Genomic DNA, 20,358 nt, shown 5'->3' with positions numbered 1-20,358 from the left:
TGTTGCGATGGGACTGAACGCGATGGACTGGATCGGGACTGCGCACGCGCGTGTCGTGCGGGATTTCGGACTGGCGGGCGCGCTGCGCCGCGGGGCCGCGTGTGCCGTTTGCCTGGCGCTCACGGCGCTGAGCGGCTGTGCTCTGGCGCCGGGCATGACCTACACATCCGGCGCGGCCGGCGCCGGCGCGAACCCGGGCGCCGCTGCGGCTCCTGGCGCGGCAGTGCCCGATAGTGTGGTGGCCAAGGGAATCGCGGGTGCGCCATCCGGTAAGCTCGTCGAGATCACGAGGGACCTGGTGGACAAGGAAGCTGCGGCGCGACCCAAGGGCATTCCCACGGACGTGGAGAAGATGTTTGCCAAGGCCACTCCGTATGAAATCGGCCCCGGCGATATTCTCACCATCGTCGTCTGGGATCACCCCGAACTCAACCTGCCCGCAGGCGGCGGCGGCGGCGACGGTCCTTCTGGCGCCAGTTCGGTTGCGTCCGGCTATACCGTCGATACCAACGGCTTTATTCAGTATGCCTATATTGGTCCGCTGAAAGTCGCCGGTCTTTCGGAGATGGGCGTGCGCGACATCCTCGCGGAGAAGCTCGCGAAATACGTGCGTCAGCCGCAGATCACCGTGCGCATCGAGACCTATCGCAGCAAGCGCGTGTATCTCGACGGCGAAGTCAAGACACCGGGCGTGCAGGTGCTCAACGACCGACCGATGACGTTGCCCGAGGCGATCAACCGGGCCGGCGGTTTCACGAGCAATGCCGACCGCTCGCATGTGTCTGTGACACGTGGAGACGCCACCGTAGATATCGATATGCCGGCGATGATCCGCAAGGGGTTCAATCCCGACCGGATCATTCTGCACGATGGTGACCTTGTGCGGATCTTTGCACAGACGGACAGTAAGGTTTTCGTGGTCGGCGAGGTCGAGCGTCCCGGCGGCGTGATGTTCAATAACGGGCGTATGTCGCTCAACGAGGCACTTGGCAACGCAGGAGGGATTAACCAGTCGTCGGGCGATGCCTCGCAGGTGTATGTCGTGCGTGGACGCGATACCAGCCAGCCGGTCGTGTTCCATCTCGACGCGAGCAGCGCTTCTGCAATGGCCACAGCCGACTCGTTCGAGCTCAAGCCCAATGACGTCGTGTTCGTCGATACGTCTGCTCTCGTGAAGTGGAGTCGTGTCATCAGCCTGATTTTGCCGACGACCCAAGCCGCGGCGGCCGGCCGTGCAATTGGATACTGATGCCCGCATGAACAATACAAACCACACGAACCGCGTCAGTCGACCTGTTCGCTTTCGGGGGAACAAGATGAATAACCGTGACTACCTGCTTGAAGGGCCTGTGGAGACGATCATGCCGATCGCCCCTGACGGCGGACATATGGGCAATCTGCTGGATACCCTTTACGCGGGCCGCAAGACGATCCTGATCGTTACGCTGATCGTTACGCTGATCGGCACCCTCTATGCGGTGCTGGCGTCCCCCGTCTATCAATCGGACATGCTCATTCAGGTGGAGGAGAGCCCGAACGCGGCAAAATCGGCGCTGGCCGATCTTTCCTCGCAGTTCGCGTTCAAGACTCAGGCATCGGCGGAAATGGAGGTATTGCGTTCGCGGATGGTCGTATCGTCCGCCGTGGATGCGACCAAGCTCTATATCAAGGCGACGCCACGCTATTTCCCTGTGGTGGGCCGCTGGGCTGCGCGACATTTGAGCCTCGACCGCTGGTCGGGATGGGGCGGTTACGCATGGGGCGACGAGGCGGTCGAGGTAACGCAATTCGACGTGCCGACGCGCCTGCAAGGCAGACCGTTCGTCTTGACCTACCGGGGCAACGGGGCCTACACGCTCGAGGGGGGCGGCATCACGCTCGAAGGGCATGTGGGACAAGCGCTGCAAGCGCCGACGGTGGGCGGCTCAATCGACCTCGTCGTGGGCCGGATCGATGGGCAACCGGGCACGGTCTTCAACTTGATGCGCCTGTCCGAACTGAGCGCGATCCAGGGGCTGCAGACGGCGGTCGCCATTACGGAAAAGGGCAAGGAATCCGATGTCATTGGTGTTGCGCTGGATGGCGAAGACCCGGTACTCACCAGCAACATTCTTAACGCGATCGGCAACGAATACATCCGGCAGAACGCCCAGCGCACGCAGGAAGAAGCGGAAAAGCAGATTGCCTTCCTCGACCGGCAGTTGCCTCTGCTCAAGGCCCAGCTCGAAAAGGCCGAGAACGAGTACAACTCGTTTCGCTCGGAGCACGGCGCAGTCAATCTGGATGCCGAAGCTTCGGCGCTGTTGCAGAGTTCGGCGCTGGCGCAGCAGCGTATCGCCGATCTGCAACAGCAACGCGCCCAGGCGATGGCCCGTTTCACCGACGACAACCCGGCTCTCGTCGCTATCAACGGGCAACTGTCCGAAGCGCAGAAGTCGCTGGAACACCTGGCGGGGCAGACCCGCGCGCTGCCGCCGGTGGAGCAAGAGCTCGTGCGCCTGCAACGGGAAGTGACCGTCGATACGAACATCTACACAAATCTCTTGAACAGCCGCGAGCAACTGCGTCTGATCAAGGCCGGGCGCGTGTCGAATGTGCGCATGATCGACGCCGCGGTGCCGCCTGAAGGACCGATTCGGCCGAAGCGCGCAATTATCGTGGTCGCGGCCGTCTTTACTGGATTGTTTGCCGGCGCTGCGCTCGTGCTGCTGCGTCAGAGGCTCAACCGCGGCGTCTCCGTCGTGGACGAGATCGAAGCGGGCACCGGGCTGGCAGTCTTCGCAGCCGTACCGCGCAGCCGCATTCAGCATTCGCTTGCGCGTCGTTTGCCGCACGGCGCGCCGGGCGCGAACACGGTGCTCGCGCACAAGGCCGTGTTCGACCCGGCGGTCGAGAGCCTGCGCAGCTTCCGCAGCGCGCTCGAACATTCGCTGGAGGAAGCAGACAATCGTGTCGTGCTGCTGGCAGGGCCGACACCCATGGTCGGCAAGTCGTTCGTCTCGGTCAATCTGGCGGCTGTATTCGGTGCGTCGGGCAAGCGTGTGCTTCTTGTCGACGCGGATCTGCGGCGGGGCTCGCTGAACCAGCATATGGCGGTGCCGAGTATGCCGGGCGTCACTAACATCTTCGAACACTGCCAAAGCTATGACCACGTGGTGAATCGCGATGTGATGCCGGGCGTCGACTTCGTTGCGACCGGAGGTTATGTGACCAATGCCAGCGAGCTGCTGCGAAAAGACGCTTTCAGGAACTTCGTGGCATGGGCCAATTCGACGTATGAGCTCGTGTTGATCGACGCGCCGCCGATTTTGCCGGTGGCCGACGCCGGGATCATCGGGAAACTGGCGGGCACAGTGTTCGTGATCGCGCGCCAGGGCGCGACGAGCGTGGCCGAACTGCGCGAGTCCGTGCGTCGCTTTGAACAGGTTGGCGTGCCAATTCGCGGCGTGATCTTCAACGACATGACGTCGCGTCCGGGACGCTATGGCAACGAATATGCCGCGTACGGCTATTCGAGCTACGGCTTTGCCAAGGATACGGGGAGTGCAAGGGCGGATTAGCGGGTTACTGCCGGCAGTCGTGTGCTCTTCGGTGGCCGCGCCGCGGTCCATCGAATTGCCCGTCAAGCGGCGCCTCTTGGGCTGGAGCGGAGTCACCCTGCTTCAGCCTACTTCACCGGCGGTCTGGATGCTTTCAGTCATCCGTCATTTGACCGGATCCGCCAATCGCATTAGCGGCTACGTTCCATCGCAATTCGCAACCGACTCTCCAGGACCGGCTCTGGATACGTGAGTTGGCGTGACATGAGCGACGGCGAACATTCGCCGGTGCGAAGACCGGCGACACTTCAAGACATATGAATTGCATCGCGTGGCCCGTCGAATCCAGCCGTGAGCGATGCCTTCCACCTTGGGATGAAACACGTGCTTGCCCCCAATCTGATGATTAACGGCCGCTTCCTGGGTCGCCGCGCGACGGGTGTCGATCGCTTTGCGTTCGAGACAATCCGGGCGCTCGATCAATTAATCGAGTTGCGCGACCCGCGCGTCGCCGGATTGCGGACCGAGATCATCGTACCCGACGCGCTGGCCGCCATGCCAAATCCGTTTCGGCACGTCGCGCTGCGCGCGAGTGGAAAGGGCGGTGGCCTGCGCTGGGAACAATTGTCGCTGCCGCACGCCGCACGCGGCCGGTTGCTGCTCAATCTCTGCAACTCCGGGCCCCTGTGGTATCGCCGTCAAATCACGGTGCTGCACGACGCGGCGCCCGCGCGCGTGCCTGACAGCTACAGCCGGTCCTTTGTTGCCTGGTATCGCCTGATGGCGCCGCGTCTTGGCCGCATATCGCGGCGAGTGATTACCGTGTCCGAATTTTCGCGGCGTGAGCTGTGCGACGCATACCGGATTCCTGCGGACAAGATCGGCGTTGTGCCGGAGAGCGGCGAGCACATGTTGCGTGTGCAACAGGATGGCAGCAACGCGGAAAGCACGTTCGACGAGCGTCCATTTGTGCTTGCGGTGGGCAGCCTCAACCGTCACAAGAATTTTCAGCTTGTGGCCGAGGCCGCACGGCTCATCCGTGATGCGCAGTTCGACATCATTGTCGTGGGTGGGGGCGATGCACGAGTCTACGGAACGGGCCAGGACGCGTTGCCCGGGTTCGTGAAGCATCTCGGGTACGTGAGTGACGGCGAACTCGCTGGGCTCTATCGGCGCGCAGCGTGCTTCGTGTATCCGTCGCGTTACGAGGGCTTCGGGCTGCCGCCAGTCGAGGCGCTGGCGCTTGGCTGCCCCGTCATCGCTTCGCGGCTGCCGGCTGTCCAGGAAGCGTGCAGCGACGCCGTGCTCTACACCTCACCGGACGATCCAGCGGAGCTCGCGAGCTTGCTTGAACGAATCACGAGCGATGCCGCGTTGCGTGACAGTCTGCGCGAGCGAGGCCGCGCCCGGACTGCAGAACTAACCTGGCAAGCGACTGCCACCAGGTTGATCGAGGAGATCTCGCCGTGGCTAACGTAACGCTTGCATCCAATCTTGCCAACGATACACGCCGGTTCGGCCGTGTCGCGCTCGTGCATGAGTGGCTCGTCACCTACGCAGGATCTGAAAAGGTCGTCGCGCAGATTCTTCAGCTGTTTCCACAGGCGGATCTATACAGCGTCGTCGACTTCTTCCCCGAGTCGCAGCGTGGGGTGCTGGGTGGCAAACATGCCACGACCTCGTTTATTCAACATTTGCCGCGGGCGCGCAAATCGTTTCGCAGCTACCTTCCGCTCATGCCGCTGGCCATCGAGCAGTTCGATCTCTCGTCGTACGATCTCGTAATTTCTTCGAGCCATGCAGTGGCGAAGGGCATCTTGACGGGGCCGAACCAGGTGCACGTCAGTTATGTCCATTCGCCGATTCGCTACGCGTGGGATCTGCAGCATCAGTATCTGTGCGAGGCCGGGCTGCAGCGCGGCATGAAAAGCTGGATCGTGCGCGCATTGCTTCACTACATGCGTATCTGGGACCAGCGCACGGCGCATGGCGTGGACGCCTTCGTCGCCAATTCTGCGTTTGTGGGGCGGCGCATTCGCAAGGCCTACGGCAGCGAAGCCGCCGTAGTCTATCCGCCAGTCGATGTGGACCGGTTCGAATTGAGTAACCATCATGAAGACTTCTATTTGATCGCCTCACGCATGGTGCCGTACAAGCGAATACCGCTCATTGTCGAGGCATTTGCCGCGATGCCGTCGCGGCGTCTCGTGGTGATCGGCGACGGCGCCGACTTTGCTCGCGTCAAGGCGTGCGCGACGCCCAATGTGACGTTGCTCGGCTATCAGCCCGACGAGGTCCTGGTGGACTACATGCAGCGTGCGCGGGCGTTCGTCGTCGCCGCAGAAGAGGACTTTGGCATTTCGGTTGTCGAGGCGCAGGCCTGTGGCACGCCGGTCATCGCTTTGGGTCGTGGGGGGTCGCGGGAGATCGTGGTGGATTCGCTGGACCCCGAGCGCGGCACGGGGCTCTTCTTCGGCGAGCAGAGCGTGGAATCGATCGTCGATGCGGTGGAGCGTTTCGAGCGGCAGCCACCGCTCAAAGCGGAAGTTTGCCGTCGTAATGCGATGCGCTTTACGGAAGAGCGATTCAAGCAGGAGTTTTTAAGCGTCGTGGAGCGCGCAATGGATGCCGACAAGGGATTTGCTGATGCGCCGCCAGTGGTGCGGCGCTGGCATTCAGCCTGAGTTGGCGCGATAACGAGATCGTTCACGCACGAATGCTGGGTGAACGGATGGGGGTTTCGGCAAGTGGAACTGACGATATTCGGAGTCATCGTGTTCGTCGCCGGACTGGCGGCGCTCTACGCGCCCTTTCGCGGTGTGATCTACGGCATGGCGGCGTTTTCGCTGTTTGGATGCACACTCGCGCTCGCATTGGGCGGAATCGGCATTTTGCCCGCGCAAGTCTTTCTCGCATTCTTCGCACTCAGGGCGTTCAATCTCGCGGGCGGAAAGGGGCTTGCTGACGCGGTCGCGCAGGGCAAGCCCGGCTTCTGGCTGCTCTGCACCTGCCTGTGGGGTGTCGCGGGTGCCATCCTGCTGCCGCGTTTGCTGAGCGGCGCGACACTGGTGTTCCCTGTCGACCGCAGCAGCCAGTTCATCGTATTGCAACCGCTTGGCCCCGTCTCCGGCAATCTGTCTCAGACGATCTATTGCATCAGCGACGTCGTGGTGTATTGCTCCATGTTTGCGTTTCTGAAATATCGGGGGGTGTACCGGACGCTCGCAAACGCCATCTTCCTGCTCGCCTCGCTTGACGCGCTTGCTGGCCTGATCGATATCGTTGCGCACGCGGCGGGCCTCGACATCCTCTCGGTCGTCAAGACGGCGCAGTTCGCCGACTTGACGGGGCAGGAAATGGCCGGACTGGTTCGCATCAGCGGCACGTTCAGTGAAACCTCGGGGTTTGCGGCTTTTACGCTGCCGCTCTTTATCTTTTGCCTGAATCTCTGGCTCGTCGGCTATCGTCCGAAACGCTCCGGTCCGCTTTCAATTGCAACGGGGTGCCTCCTTCTGTTGTCGACGTCGGGAACCGCGTATGTCGGTTTGGGGGCATATCAGTTCGTACTGCTTCTCAGCCGGCCCGGTGTTATCTCGCGTTTCGCTACCGTTCGCAAGCAACGGCTGTGGGTTATCTCGGCATGTGCCGGTTTGTTAGGCGTGCTCTACGTGATCGTCTTTTTGCCGGGGGTGGTCAAAGTGCTGGGGGATTTCGTCGACGCCGCGATTCTGAGCAAGGCGGGTAGTGACTCCGGCGTTGAGCGGATGGGGTGGAATGCCCAGGGTATCACCAACTTCTTCGAAACGTATGGAATAGGCGTTGGGCTGGGCAGCATTCGTGCGTCGAGCTTTCTGGTGGTGCTGGTGGGAAGCCTTGGTGTCGTGGGTGTGGTGTGTTATGGGATGTTCCTTGGCAAGACTCTACTGGTGCCGGTGCCTGCCCATTGCCCCTTCACGGAGCGGGCCGTCTGCTATGCGGCGCGGCACGCCATGATTGCGACGTTGATCGTGGCTTCGGCTTCGCTTAGCGTCTTCGAGTTAGGTACATGTTTCTACATATTTGCGGCCGCAGCGGGCGCACTCCCGTCGCGCGTGCTGCGACGTGTGCCCGCGCGTGGCGGATGGGTTGCCAGGGGGGCTCATGAATAAGGTACACGCGTCGCTTTCAAAGCTTGAACTGCTAGCTGTTTACTTTTCGTACGCGGTACGTTATCTGTACCCCCTCATCCTGATTCCTTATTACGGAAGAGTGCTGGGCGCGAGTGGTTACGGCGTGGTGTTGGCCGGGCTGTCACTTTCCAGTGCTCTCTGGCTGGTCGTCAACTTCGGGTTTTCTACCATCGGGGGACGGGATATCGTCCATACCGAAATCGCGAGCGAACGCGATACGATTTTTCGGGATCAGTTTACGGCCCGGCTGCTATTGTCCATTCCCGCTGCGATTGTCGGCGGCATTGCGGTTAGCAGGTCGGAAATTATTGCGAATGTGCCTCTTGCAGGCCTTTTCGTCGTCGCCGGAGGGCTGCTGTGCGCCTTCAATATCGGTTGGTATTTCACCAGCACGGGACGTCCGCGGACAAATGTCCTGATCGAAGTACTGGGGCTCGTGCTTTCGCTCGCACTGATATTTACCTTCATTCGGAAGCCGGCTGATGTCGACCGGGCGTTCCCCGTGATTTTTGCCTCCAGCATGATTCAGACGCTGGTAGCTTATTGGCTTGTTCGAAAAGAATACAGCGGCTTCATTTCACCCGTAAGTGCAGCCGTGGGTCTGATCAAGCGGTCGGCTACGATCTTCATCTACAGCGGAACAGCGATATTGGTGCTCGATGCATCGACCTACATTCTATCGCTGCTGGCCGCGGCCCAGGAAGTGAGTGCCTTTGGTCTGTCTGAGCGCCTGGTGGGTGCGGCATTGAGTATCATGGCGCCCGCCGCGCAGATTCTGGCACCGAAGGTGATGTATCTGGTCACCCGTAACCCGGCAAGAGCAAATCTGCTTGCCCGGCGAACATTTGCCATTTTCTTTGTCGGAGCGGTAGCCGGAGTGATCCTCACAAGATTGCTCTCTGAATGGCTCATACCGCTAGTATTTGGACCGGAACTCCGTCATGCCGTCCCGGTTCTTAATATTATGGTGTTCATTCTGCCGCTTACCGTTTGCACACGCGTACTAGGCATCTATTTCCTGATTCCCCGCAAACTTGAGAAGCAGCTTGCCTGGAGCGGTGTGATCAGCGCAGTGGTGAACCTGGTGGTGGCCATTCCCCTTGCCAGCCACTTGGGAGCTGCAGGTATGGTGTACGCGCGAATACTGGCGGAAGGATCATTGCTGGTTATGCTGATTTTCGGGATCTGGAAAGTAGGTTTGTTCCGGGAGATTCTCGGGATCAACGAAGGTTTCTCTTTGCCGGCGAGATTTGGAAGATGGCTCGAATAACGAGGTCTGCGAATCGTCTCGCGCTTGCGTTTTCGTGTACGCGTGAGCTCTGCGGGTGCTTGCGGCGGGCAGGAGTGGGATGCTTCGCGTGCCGATGCCGCGTCGTCCGCATCTCTGCGGGAAATCGTCGATGAGGTCAACAATGGAATCGAGATTCAGTTCGCGAGTCGCGAGGGCCGAAGCAATGAGTCATTGTTCATCCAGCAAGGATCCGAGAATCTGCCTGATCTTCGCCACTCGTGGTCGCGCAGACATTCTCAAGGACGTCGTTGCCTTCGTCGACTTGCAAACGGTTAAGCCTGATCTGATTATCGTCTCCTGCGTCTCGGATGAGGACGTAGGCGACCTGTCAGACCAACCCGGAATGATCGTGCTGAAGGGGCGACCTGGGCTCACGACGCAACGCAATCATGCATTGAACCATGTGCCGGACGACGTCGAGGTCGTGATTTTTCTGGACGATGACTTTCTGATGCATAGCGGGTGGATTGCGGAAGTCCTCAAGGCGCTGGATAGCGATCCATCCATTGCCTGTGTCACCGGAACCGTCATCGCGGATGGCATTCATGGGCCAGGTTATTCCGTCGAAGAAGGGCGCGCTATCGTTGCCAGGATCGGCGATCTTCCGGAAAGATTGATCGTAGCGCCGACCGGTGGCCCCTACGGGTGCAACATGGCGTTCCGCGCCAGCAGCATCGCTGGCCTGCGCTTTGATGAGCGCCTCGTTCTGTATGGCTGGCAGGAGGATCGCGATTTCGGAGGCCAGATCTGGAATCGGGGCTATCTCGTCGTGCGTATCAACACGGCTCTCGGCGTGCACCTGGGAGTCAAACGCGGCAGGGTGTCCGGATGCAAACTGGGTTATTCGCAGGTTATCAATCCGTTCTATCTGGTGAAAAAGAAGACGATGCCTTTGCGCCCGGCGGTCGATCATGTCATACGCAATATCGCGAGTAACGTTGTGCGAAGCTTTGCACCGGAGCCATGGATCGACCGGCGAGGGCGTCTAATGGGGAATCTGATCGGATTGTGGGACTTTTTTCGTGGAAAGCTGACGCCTGAGCGACCCGAGAGCTTTTAGCAATTGCCAGGCATGAGGCTGACTGTCATTCCGGGATGGCAGAGCAGAACACGTCGGGAGCTGCCGGCATTGTGCCTGACCGTACGCAATCGATGAACAAGCGCTAGGGGCGCGCCTGGTTGCGCCGTACGCTATGCACAAGTCCCTGAAGGTCCTTCCGATTCAGAAACATGTTAGTAGCGGAGAAGGTTGTCTAAAAAGCCGGTGTTGGTCGCACGCGATGAACAAAGACTCCCATTTGGCGGTGCCAGATTGCCTGCGCGGCCTCGCAGCCATATCGGTCCTGCTCTTTCACCTTAATCATTGGCTGGGGATCCCATGGTTGGCCCCCAACGCGGGCATTGCTGTCGACTTCTTCTTTGGTCTATCGGGTTACGTCCTGTGTGTGGCGTACCGTGGCCGCTTCGAAAGAGGGATGAGCGGTGCGCTTTTCGCGCGTATCAGACTCATACGGCTGATGCCGATGATAGTGATCGGAACCCTGTTGAGTGCGTCGTATCTGGCGGCGAGATCTGTTCTGCTTCACGATTCCGACATTCCTCCAGGCTGGCTCGCGGCCGCCACGCTCCTCGGTCTATCGTGCATTCCGACTTTCGGTGCTCCGCATGCAATTGGAGGGCCGCAGGTGTTTCCGCTCAATGGCCCCGAATACACGCTTTTCCTCGAGCTGGTCGTCAATCTTTTCTGGATGCTCACCCGCCGATTCGACGGAATGAAGTTCGCGCTCGTTGTGGCGATCGCGGGCTATGCGTTTACCGCGGTGTTCGGAATGGGAGGCGATACGCCGCAGACTTTCCTTTCCGGCTTTCCACGTGTATTTGGCGCTTACTATCTAGGCGTCCTGATTTATCACGGTCATGTGAAATTCGGCCTGCTCTCGTTGGCGATCTGGAAATCGCTATTTCTTCCAGCGTGCATCGCGACCATGGTCATTATGGGGTGGAATGGCCAGATCCCCTTCTTCGTACAGTGGCTGTGGGCTGCCGCCGTGATGCCGTTGCTGATCCTCGGCGGATCTTCGATTGCGCTCACCGGGCCTGTGCGGGCCGCCGCGCTCGTTCTTGGCGAACTGTCATATCCGGTGTACGCGTTGCATTACCCCACGTTCGTCTGGCTCAACGGCATCTATCAGCAGTTGATGCACAGAAAGGATCCGATTCTGGAGGCCGCCGTGTTCTTGCCCGCGATCCTGCTGGCCAGTTATCTCATCATGCGCTTCATCGATACGCCCATACGCGCCTGGCTCGTTTCCCGATTTGGCCGATCGACGCCTAAAGCGGTTCTCGACACCAGGGCGGCCGATACACGCGTTTGAGCCGGTACGCGGCGCCCCCCGCGTGCAGGCTGGACAAGCATGCGTTTGCGTGCGGTATCCAGCAGTCCCGCGCTGGCCGTGTCGATAGCATACCTGTCGGAGAAAAGCGCATTGTCCCGTGTAAGGACGGAAATCGCGTTGCGCGAGTACTGTTCGGAACCTCTGGGGCGATCGTCGCGGCCGTTAGAGCGGCGATCTGATCGGTTCCAGCACATTGTGCGAAATGAATTGATGCTTGAAGGTGGGGTAGGCTATGAAAACGATCGCGTCGAAGACGATAGCATTCAACGGCAAGTTCTTCGGGGCGGCGCCGACGGGCGTGCACAAGGTTGCCGAGCAACTCGTTGCTGCGGCCGACGCGTTGATTGCCGGGCAAGGCGGCAGCGGCGTTGATTGTGCCCTCGTAGTCAGAGAACGCGTCGAGATTCCGACTTACCGCAACATTTCGTGCGTCCGAGAGAGTCGCTGGGTTCGCAAAATTCACCGGATCGCGTGGGAGCAATGCTATCTTCCGCTGGCCCGCAGAAAGGACTTCATTCTTAACCTCTGTAACCTCGGGCCACTGATTCATCGGAATTCCGCGACGATGATACATGACGCCCAAGTGTACTCGGCCCCGGAATCCTATTCGCTTCCTTTTCGGCTTTGGTACAAATCGCTCTACTTTTTCATCGGCAAGCGGCACAAGATTATCTTTACCGTATCCGAGTTCTCTAAAGGCGAGCTTGTGCGCTATGGCATTGCCAACGCCGACAAGATTGTCGTTGTGCATAACGGCTGCGACCATGTTCTGCAGGTCCAGCCCGACGCGCGGCAGCTTGCTGCGTTGAGCCTGAGGCCGCGGCGCTATGTGCTCGCACTCGCGAACACCCAGAAACACAAGAACATCGGCATTTTGCTCAAGGCCTTCGCCAGCGCACAGCTGAGCGACGTCGAACTCGTGCTGTTCGGCGGTGCGACGCAGGCCGACTTCGAAAATCTCGGGCATGTCGTGCCTTCCAACGTGCGATTTACCGGCCGCATTAGCGATGCCGAGCTCGTCGGACTGATGACCCATGCCGGCGCACTTGCCTGTCCCTCGCTTACGGAAGGGTTTGGTCTGCCGCCGCTGGAGGCGATGGCGCTGGGTTGCCCGGTCGTAGCCGCGCCGTTTGGCGCGCTTCCGGAAGTTTGCGGCAAGGCGGTGCTTTATGCCGATCCGTTCAACCCGGACGCCTGGCGGATGAATATCTTGACCGTACTCAACGATGACCCCGTGCGGCAGTCCCTGATATCCGCTGGGCTCCGGCAGGCTGGCGGCTTCACCTGGAGACAGGCGGCACGCAGCATGTTCGAGACCGTGAAGGCCGTGAGCGGCTGAATTCCTTATAGAAAGCGTTGTTGGGGGCACGTAATGTCTATTGATGTCGACTTTTCATTGGCGCTCAATGATCGAACCGGCAAACTCTTTTTGGGGAAGGACATCATTTCAACGCTCGGCGCCAGAGTGGCGAGGGTCCACTACGGACGATTTCACGAATTTCCCCATAGTGATCTGATGCGCCGGCTCGTGGGTCGATTGACACACAAGGAAACCATTGCGCGGGTCAACAGGTCGCGCCTGGTTTCACTTTTTCCGGTAATCCGCGATCCACGTCCTACGCTGCATCTCGACCCGCTCAGCGTCGTGCGCCATCGCCTGGAAGCACGAGACATTGTGCTCTGCCACGATGTCGGTCCGATCACCCATCCTGAATATTTCGCGCCCGGTGTCAATGAATTGTACGTTCGGGCTTATGACGAGATCCGGCGAATGAAGCCCCATATGGTTTTCGTCAGCAAGACGTCTCAGCGAGAATTTCACGCGCTGTACGGCGATGACTTTGCCTCGTCGAACGTCATCTATATTCCAACCCGTTTGGGGGTCAAGGAAGGAGAGGGGCGTCGGCTGGACGGCGTTTCGCGCCGGTTTCTGTTGACGGTGGGGAGTATCGGAGATCGCAAGAACCAGGCCCGTTGTATCGAGGCGTTCTCGGCAAGCGGGCTAGTGGAGAAAGGGTGGCAGTATGTCATTGTCGGAGGGCGCGAGCCTGGTGCCGACGCCGCTATTGAACTCGCCATGCAATCACCAGGTGTCGTGATGCCGGGATATACGAAAGATGACGAGCTTCGTTGGCTTTACCGCAATGCATCCGGTTTCGTGCTGATGAGTCTGCTGGAAGGATTCGGAATGCCGGTGATCGAGGCGATAGAGCACGATTTGCCATGCCTCGTTTCCCGCGCGAGCATCTTGACGGAAGTCGGCGGCGACGCGATGCTGTGCGCCGATCCGCTTGCTCGCGAATCCATCGCGTATGGTATGCGTTCGCTAGCCGAAATGTCGGGCGAGGAGCGTGTTCGGCGAATTTCCCAGGCACGCGCGCATCTCCAGATTTTTGCGCGCGAACCTATACTCGCAAGCTGGAGAGCGCTGGTTGAGAAGGTGGGATGATTCGCTGGATCGCGCTGGACGCCATGAGCAAGCAAACGGGGCAGCAAGTGATCCCGATTGCTTGTGCGTACAACAACAAGGCCCGCCTCGGCGGCCCGAGGCGGGCCAAGGCAATACGTAAGACTAGTCGCTTCCTTGCAGGACGGACTTCGCGACGCGGCGGGCGGTATTCACCGCCGAGAAGGCCGCGGCCTTGGCGCGATCCCGCACGGTGCTTCGTCCAGGCGGAGTGGGGTTGATTCCAAGCTTTCGGAGGTAATAGTTGGCCCGATAGACGTCCGCGCGCAGCGTATTGAGAAACTGAAAATTTACGCTCAACGTTACGGAGATATTGTCGCCGTTCTTCAACCAATGGGGGCAGTTGACTGGAACGTGAACGCCGTTTCCGGGTGCCAGTCTGTACGTCTTCGCCCTGTCCTGCAACTCGGGTCTATAGTTAGGCGCGTTGTGGTCGATCGTCCAGAATCGCTCGAGTTCCTCCTCCGGAAGCACCTCCCGGTCTTCCCGATCAAAGACGTACAAATCCTTTTGACCGTCGATTTGAAGAATGAAATTGCATTCCCGATCGATGTGATACGCCGTCACACGCTTCGGTGACGTCACGAAAATGATGAGGTCCTCCCTCTTGATCGCGGATTCGATGTCGCCGCCAACCATGCCCTTGATCTCCGCGATCGCGTGCCTGTACAGCTCGCCGTAGGCCGGATCTTGTTGCGGGCCTCGGAAAATGAACCAGGCGTTGGAATCTTCCAGCTGCTTTAATGCATTTAGCGGTGAGAACGCGCGATTCGTATCGTTCCATTTCTGACCAGGCGCGACGTCACCCATGTCGTAGTAGAGGTCAGCGGGACGCGTTTTCAGGGTTCGCTCCGCCAATTCCATCAATTGAGGAAGCTGAAAGAGCGGATGGGACGCCAGGTGGTGGGAGACGTCGAAACTCTTCCGCTCGAAATTCTCCCGAAACACTGAGGTATCCGCGTCGATCCACTTGTCAGGCAATGCCGCTTCGAGAACGGGGGGGGCGGCGGTAGTCTCCATGTGATCGCTCCTTTTAGTCCAATGGGGGATAAGGAATACCCCTGGAACCTGCGAACCCAATTGAGTGGAACATGCAAAATTCGTAAAACTAATTACCTAAGGATAGTTGCGATATTGGGTCTATTTGGCCGCATCGGCGAACTTGTACAGCCACGCGGGCGTCCCCTTCAGGGCTACCCAGCCGGGACCTGGCTGAATATCCGGCATCGCTAGCGACACGACCGCTCGCGCTCCAGTTTGATGGAACGCCTGAATGACCTCTTCACGCTGTTGCGCCGTAAGCTTCGTCCAAAATGTTTCACTAAAATTCGGCCAAAGGACTTCGTCTTTGCGATCGAGGCGGTTACGGTCCTGGGGCTCGATACGGTACGGGAGACCGCCGAACTCGGCGACGATGCGCAAGCGTGACACATAGGCCCAGCTGACCCTGACAGTAGGATAGCTATCCCGGATCACGGCGACCGGGTCCCCCGGCTGCAAGCCAGAGGCAGTAAGAGCGTTGGCAATCCGCCATTTCGGATCGTCGTGAAAGTCCGCTTGGCGAACCGCCGCCACGAACGAAGGCCCATCAGTCATCACAAGTTCACCGACGGCACCTGCGCTATAGATTATGACGAGAGCTGTGGCGAGCAGGCGGCGTGATTGCAGCGTTACATCGAGCAATGGCGCCCACGTCAGAAGCGCAATGACCATAACGAACGCACTGAGATAGCGATCTTCAACATGGACAATAAAATAGGTGGCAAAACCTCCGACGGTCGGCAATAGCAATGGCCAAGTCCGGATCATTGTCTTGACAAGCGATGCTCGCCACGACCGCCTGGCAACGATAAACAAGAAAGCCGCGGCGACCGAGAGCACCGTTGGGTGTTGCTTGAGTATCTGTTGCAAGCTCCATAGCGAGCGGCCCATTGCGATCAACTGCATTTTCAAACTGAAGAACGACTTGAAGCCCTTGTACCAGTACGCGACGTCGTTATAGGGAGGGTAAGTCGTGTGGAAAGGTGTTCCAAAGCCGAAAACCGGCAAGCCCGCTACAAGTTGGCTGGTCGGATGGATTGGCCGGCCGAACTGCGCCGGTCCGCCTTGCCAATTGGTGAGGTGAGGTAGCTCGTTCACGTGCCAGGGGACATTCAAGGCACCGGAGGCGCCAAGCGTAAATTCCCCATAGGACCAGGAAATCCCGGCGATGTAGACGGCAAAGAAAACACCGAAGGTTCCCACAACCGCACCGAACGATTTCCACAATCCGCCCCTCATGCAGCAATAGATGAAAAGCGTCAACATGAACAGGCAGGCAAACGGAGTGAACACCCCTTTTACCCAAACACCGAGACCCAGGACCAGACCAAGCAACGTCGCAGTCAGCAGGTCCCGGCGACGAATCAGGGAGAGGAGCAGGCCCGAAGCCAGGAGGAAGCCCGTGGTCACAAGCAAGTCCGGACACGCGGCCGAAACGGAGTCAAGCGCGAGGCAAGCGCCAAGAAAAACGCAAACTCCAATCCAGATCGTAAACGGGTGCTTGCTCAGCGCAAGCGAACCTGGCCAATAAAGCGCGAGAGCATTCCGGACCAGTCCGCGCCAGGCTGCATAAGCAACCAGATAGACCACCCAGTTGATTGCCGTTATTGCATACCACTCACCGTCCGGAGTGGGGGCGGCCAGCGCCCGAGCACCGGCAACTAGTGCGGGATATCCGGGATTCCAGAACGGGTTAAAAATTTCGCGCCAATCGAGGTGCGTGACGCCCCAGCTGACATTGAGATAGGAGATCCAGTCGCCATAGTATTGCGTCCGCCCGTAGAGTCCTTCGACGATACCGAGTATGCCGACGACGATCCAGGACAGGATCAAATGCACATTCCCCCGTGACCACTTTATTGTCATGTAGCACCTCCACGCTTGCAGCTAGAAGATCAATCGATAGGGGAGCTAACCGCCCAGTGGTCCAATCAGTAAAATGGGCTATTAACGCCCAATATCAGTCGAGGTATGAGCACGGGCCGGTGCCTGCTTTGTCGGCGCGCAAGTTCCGCCAAGGTCTGGAACGATCCAGCACTATGTGGCGAACCCTCGGAATCGACGGCGTGTTTCTGCACGCCTCGTTCATCGCTCGATGTCGTCTCGGCCGTCATATGACAGCAGGGCGTCTCGCGTACGTTTGTGTAGGCAAGTCACGCGATGAATTTAGCCGGTGGATTCGAACCTCTCTGTGCGTTGGGCCACGCGGCTTTCGATCGAATGAGACAGGTTCACCATCCTGCGCTTGCGAACAAATCCTGGGCTGTCAGTCGTCGTCCAAGTCCCGAGCACGTCCTTGCGCCGTGAATAGGAGCTTGTTGAACAAGGGCCAATTGAAGCCATAGGACTCGAGTCGTGGTGCAATGCGCTGTGGGTACGATGTCGTAGAGGTATCGGGAAATCCGTACCCGTTGGGAACAAGGAATATCCTTTCATCCGAACTCGGCAGTTATGTCTGTCAACACACCAACATACATCCTCCCGAGGGTTATGTTTCCAGCGGAAGCCTTCAAAAATGCAGCTGGGAAGCGCAATGGGACCATCGATTACGAGCGCGAGATATGCGACGCTGGACGGCTTGCGCGGCGCGGCCGCAATAGTCGTTGTTTTCGTGCACTTCCACGCGCTGTACCACCTGCCCGACATCGAACACGGCTATCTGGCCGTGGATCTTTTTTTTGCGATGAGCGGCTTCGTCATTGCAAATGCGTACGACAGGCGGCTTTCATCAGGTGAATTGAGCTGGCAGCAATATTTCACGCTACGACTGTTCCGCCTGTACCCGCTCTACTGTGCTGGCCTGGTACTCGGCTTCATTTCCTTGTCGTATCGGCTGCCTGCGCAGTGGCGCGAAATCGCCTCCACGGTCCCGGCCGGTTTGCTGATGTTGCCCTCGCATGCTCCTCTGCGGACGTTCTTTCCCTTTCCGGAAAAATACGACTTTATCTATCCGCTGGATTTTCCTGCCTGGTCGTTGTTTTTTGAACTGATCGCGAGCCTCGCCTATGGCCTGTTCTTTCGCCATCTCACGACAAGGCTGCTCATTTTCGTGATGTGTGTATCGGGCGTTTCCCTCGGGATAGCGGCATATACTTCGGGCCTCGCCAACGGCGTCGCCTGGCCAACGTTCTATGTAGGATTTGCCCGACTCGGCTACGCCTTTCCAGCCGGTCTTTTGCTTTACCGGTTTCATCGACCGGCGCGCAGGCGCGGATCGCTCTCGGCGGTACTCATCGTCGCCTTGGTGCTCGGCCTACTTTTCATGCCATGGTCGACGCTTCATCAACCCGTGGTTGATCTGGTGATCGCGCTCGCCGTCCTCCCGGCAATCGTCTGGGCGGCATGCCGGGTGGAGCCCCCTGTGCGCCTGCTGCCGCTTTTCGTTTTTTCGGGGGCAATCTCGTATGGCATCTATGTCCTGCACGTGCCATTCGCGTTCGCCGTTCAGGATCTCGCAGTCCATGTCCATTTTCTACGGCATCCCTCTGCCGTGAGTGCAGTGGTCTTGTTACCCGGTATTGTGCTGCTTACGTGGTGCGCCGACAGGTGCTACGACGCGCCGGTGCGTCGGGCGTTGCTCGCACGCTCGCGCGGCTGGCTCACGGCGCGTCCGGTGCGCACTGCTCCTGCAGCGGACGCGACGATGCCGGAATAGGTCGGGGTCGGTGCCAGACAACAGACCTTGCGAGAGCAGGAAGAAAGGGGCGCTGCGAAGCCCCACTGTGTTCGCATGCCGTGCCACTTGCGCCGCGTCCATACTCAGGCGTAGCGTTGTGCGCGAGCTGGCTCATCCGCATGCAGAGGACTGGAAGTACTGCCAATGCGCGCTAGCGGCTCGATCCCGCGCCTTGCGGCGGGAATTGGTCCGCCGTGCAATCGGTTGGCGGTGCTCAGGGGGACGTTACGTCGTCTGGGGATGGAAGCTTGTTGAACGTGGGCTTTGGGGACACTTGTGTGCTGCGCTCGTGCTCATTGAACGTCCACTTCGAGTTGAGCAGGTAAGTCAAGGCGAGAACGAGCGCGGTCGTAACCAGTTGGGCCATCAGATAGTTCAATGCGAGGATTGAAGTGAAGAACTTCATGCACGCGCCGTTCATCACTACGCCAAGCAAAGCGATGATGGCGAACTTCGGTGCGGTCGACAGAGGGTTGCTGTTGCTTCGAAACGTGATCTGGCGGTTCAGGCCGTAGTTGATGATTGCGCCAACGGTCGCCCCAACCATTGAACTGACTGCCGGGGAGCCAAGACCGGAGCGAACCATCGCAACGAGAATCGCATACTGCGCACCGGTGCCGATCGCACCGACGCCCGCATAGACCACAAACCTTCGTACCGCGCGCAGATCAGGCATCGTTGGGGCCTGCGGGTTCATAGCGTCTGCGAATCAGGTAGACCGGCCGGTTCTTCGATTCATAGTAGATACGGCCGATGTATTCGCCAAGTACGCCAATTCCGATCAATTGAACCCCACCGAGCAGAAGGACGGCGGAGATCAGCGACGCGTAGCCTGGTACGGCGATTCCCTGAATCAGGGTTCGCACAATGAGGAACGATGCATACAGTATGGCGATACATGCCACGAAGCTGCCGACGTAGGTCCATACGCGAAGCGGCAGCGTGCTAAAACTTGTGAAGCCCTCCAGCGCGAAGTTCCACAGCTTCCAGCCAGAAAACTTCGACCTGCCGGCGAGGCGGGGCTCGCGCACATACTCGACGACTGCGGTCCGGTAGCCGACCCAGGCGAACAGCCCCTTCATGAAGCGGCGCGTCTCGGGGAGCTGTTTGAGCGCGTCCACGACCTCCCTTGTGATCAAACGGAAGTCACCCACGTTCTCCGGGATCTTCGTGTCGCACATCGCGTTGTGGATGCGATAAAAAATCGCCGCGGTCTGGCGCTTCAGGAAGGAGTCCGTGAGCCGGCTCACGCGTTTGGCGACGACGACATCGTGGCCTTCGCGCCACTTCTCGACCAATGCCGGAATGATTTTCGGCGGGTCCTGCAAATCCGCGTCGAAAGGGATCACAATGGCGCCGCGCGCTTCGTCGAGACCTGCCGAAAGCGCGGCCTCCTTGCCGAAGTTGCGCGTCAGGTCGATGACACGGATGCGGCTGTCTGCCGTCGACATGCCGATCAGCATGCGCAGCGTGTCATCGCGGCTGCCGTCGTTCACACAGACGATTTCGAACTCGGTTCCGTCGATCGATTCGAGTACGGGAATGACCGCGCTGAAGAACGCGCCGATCATTTCCTCCTCGTTATAGAACGGCACGACGAGCGACAACAGGCAGGGCTCACCAACCGAGGGAACCTCCGCAAGCGCGGGATTGGACCGCGCAGTCGTCTCGCGCGCGCCCGCCGGCGAGGTTGAGGCTTCCCTCAAGAGAGGCTCAGGAGCCAGAAAGTGAGGGCGGCCGATATAGTCCATGATTACCTCGCGCAGATGCCGCGGTTGT

At 59.3% G+C, this 20,358-nt stretch carries 15 protein-coding genes; 11 read left to right on the top strand and 4 right to left on the bottom strand.

Translation table 11 applies throughout. The annotated features are described in order from the left end of the window. The first annotated feature begins 7 nt into the window (after positions 1-7). From M3I56_RS25970 to M3I56_RS25925, 10 genes are all read left to right on the top strand, one after another. Positions 8-1,249 (top strand): polysaccharide biosynthesis/export family protein, encoded by a 1,242-nt coding sequence (locus M3I56_RS25970; protein ID WP_254356370.1) that lies wholly within the window; start codon positions 8-10, stop codon positions 1,247-1,249. Between the two features lie 7 nt (positions 1,250-1,256). After that, a complete protein-coding gene (locus tag M3I56_RS25965) occupies positions 1,257-3,560 on the top strand; it encodes a GNVR domain-containing protein (RefSeq protein ID WP_254356369.1) in 2,304 nt (767 codons plus the stop codon). A gap of 330 nt (positions 3,561-3,890) precedes the next feature. After that, complete coding sequence (locus tag M3I56_RS25960) at positions 3,891-5,018, top strand: glycosyltransferase family 1 protein (protein ID WP_254356368.1); 1,128 nt, start codon at positions 3,891-3,893, stop codon at positions 5,016-5,018. Beyond that, positions 5,006-6,223 carry a glycosyltransferase family 4 protein gene (locus tag M3I56_RS25955; RefSeq protein WP_254356367.1) on the top strand — a complete coding sequence of 406 codons (1,218 nt, stop codon included), beginning with the start codon at positions 5,006-5,008 and terminating at the stop codon, positions 6,221-6,223. The genes M3I56_RS25960 and M3I56_RS25955 overlap by 13 nt, the downstream gene beginning before the upstream one ends. Positions 6,224-6,286: 63 nt before the next feature. Then, positions 6,287-7,687, top strand: coding sequence for a hypothetical protein (locus tag M3I56_RS25950; protein WP_254356366.1), 1,401 nt, complete (start codon positions 6,287-6,289; stop codon positions 7,685-7,687). After that, positions 7,680-8,978 (top strand): oligosaccharide flippase family protein, encoded by a 1,299-nt coding sequence (locus M3I56_RS25945; RefSeq protein ID WP_254356365.1) that lies wholly within the window; start codon positions 7,680-7,682, stop codon positions 8,976-8,978. Before M3I56_RS25950 ends, M3I56_RS25945 begins: the two co-directional genes overlap by 8 nt. A gap of 142 nt (positions 8,979-9,120) precedes the next feature. After that, complete coding sequence (locus tag M3I56_RS25940) at positions 9,121-10,059, top strand: glycosyltransferase family 2 protein (protein ID WP_254356364.1); 939 nt, start codon at positions 9,121-9,123, stop codon at positions 10,057-10,059. 220 nt (positions 10,060-10,279) lie between these two features. Further along, on the top strand, positions 10,280-11,374 hold the full coding sequence (locus M3I56_RS25935) for an acyltransferase (protein WP_254356363.1): 1,095 nt from the start codon (positions 10,280-10,282) through the stop codon (positions 11,372-11,374). A gap of 253 nt (positions 11,375-11,627) precedes the next feature. Next, entirely contained in the window at positions 11,628-12,734 is a 1,107-nt protein-coding gene (locus M3I56_RS25930; RefSeq protein ID WP_254356362.1) for a glycosyltransferase family 1 protein, read from the top strand. Positions 12,735-12,767: 33 nt separating this feature from the next. After that, complete coding sequence (locus M3I56_RS25925; RefSeq protein WP_254356361.1) at positions 12,768-13,844, top strand: glycosyltransferase; 1,077 nt, start codon at positions 12,768-12,770, stop codon at positions 13,842-13,844. 123 nt (positions 13,845-13,967) lie between these two features. Here the strand turns inward: M3I56_RS25925 and M3I56_RS25920 are convergent, their stop codons facing one another. Continuing rightward, complete coding sequence (locus M3I56_RS25920) at positions 13,968-14,882, bottom strand: transcriptional regulator (RefSeq protein WP_254356360.1); 915 nt, start codon at positions 14,880-14,882, stop codon at positions 13,968-13,970. Between the two features lie 120 nt (positions 14,883-15,002). Beyond that, the gene (locus M3I56_RS25915) at positions 15,003-16,769 is read right to left on the bottom strand and encodes a hypothetical protein (RefSeq protein ID WP_254356359.1); all 1,767 of its coding nucleotides are present in this window, start codon (positions 16,767-16,769) and stop codon (positions 15,003-15,005) included. A 667-nt stretch (positions 16,770-17,436) separates the two neighbouring features. Between M3I56_RS25915 and M3I56_RS25910 the strand changes: the two genes are divergently transcribed. After that, entirely contained in the window at positions 17,437-18,558 is a 1,122-nt protein-coding gene (locus tag M3I56_RS25910; protein ID WP_254356358.1) for an acyltransferase, read from the top strand. A 235-nt stretch (positions 18,559-18,793) separates the two neighbouring features. On the opposite strand, the gene M3I56_RS25905 is transcribed toward M3I56_RS25910, so the two are convergent. Together M3I56_RS25905 and M3I56_RS25900 are read right to left on the bottom strand one after the other, a co-directional pair. Further along, the gene (locus tag M3I56_RS25905; RefSeq protein WP_254356357.1) at positions 18,794-19,276 is read right to left on the bottom strand and encodes a GtrA family protein; all 483 of its coding nucleotides are present in this window, start codon (positions 19,274-19,276) and stop codon (positions 18,794-18,796) included. Continuing rightward, positions 19,248-20,330, bottom strand: coding sequence for a glycosyltransferase family 2 protein (locus M3I56_RS25900; RefSeq protein ID WP_302056996.1), 1,083 nt, complete (start codon positions 20,328-20,330; stop codon positions 19,248-19,250). Before M3I56_RS25900 ends, M3I56_RS25905 begins: the two co-directional genes overlap by 29 nt. Positions 20,331-20,358 lie beyond the last annotated feature (28 nt).

Origin of the sequence: Paraburkholderia sp. CNPSo 3281 (genome assembly GCF_024206515.1) — a bacterium.
GTDB lineage: Bacteria > Pseudomonadota > Gammaproteobacteria > Burkholderiales > Burkholderiaceae > Paraburkholderia > Paraburkholderia nodosa.
Note: the sequence above shows the minus strand (reverse complement) of the source record. Positions and strands in the feature narration are given on the sequence as shown.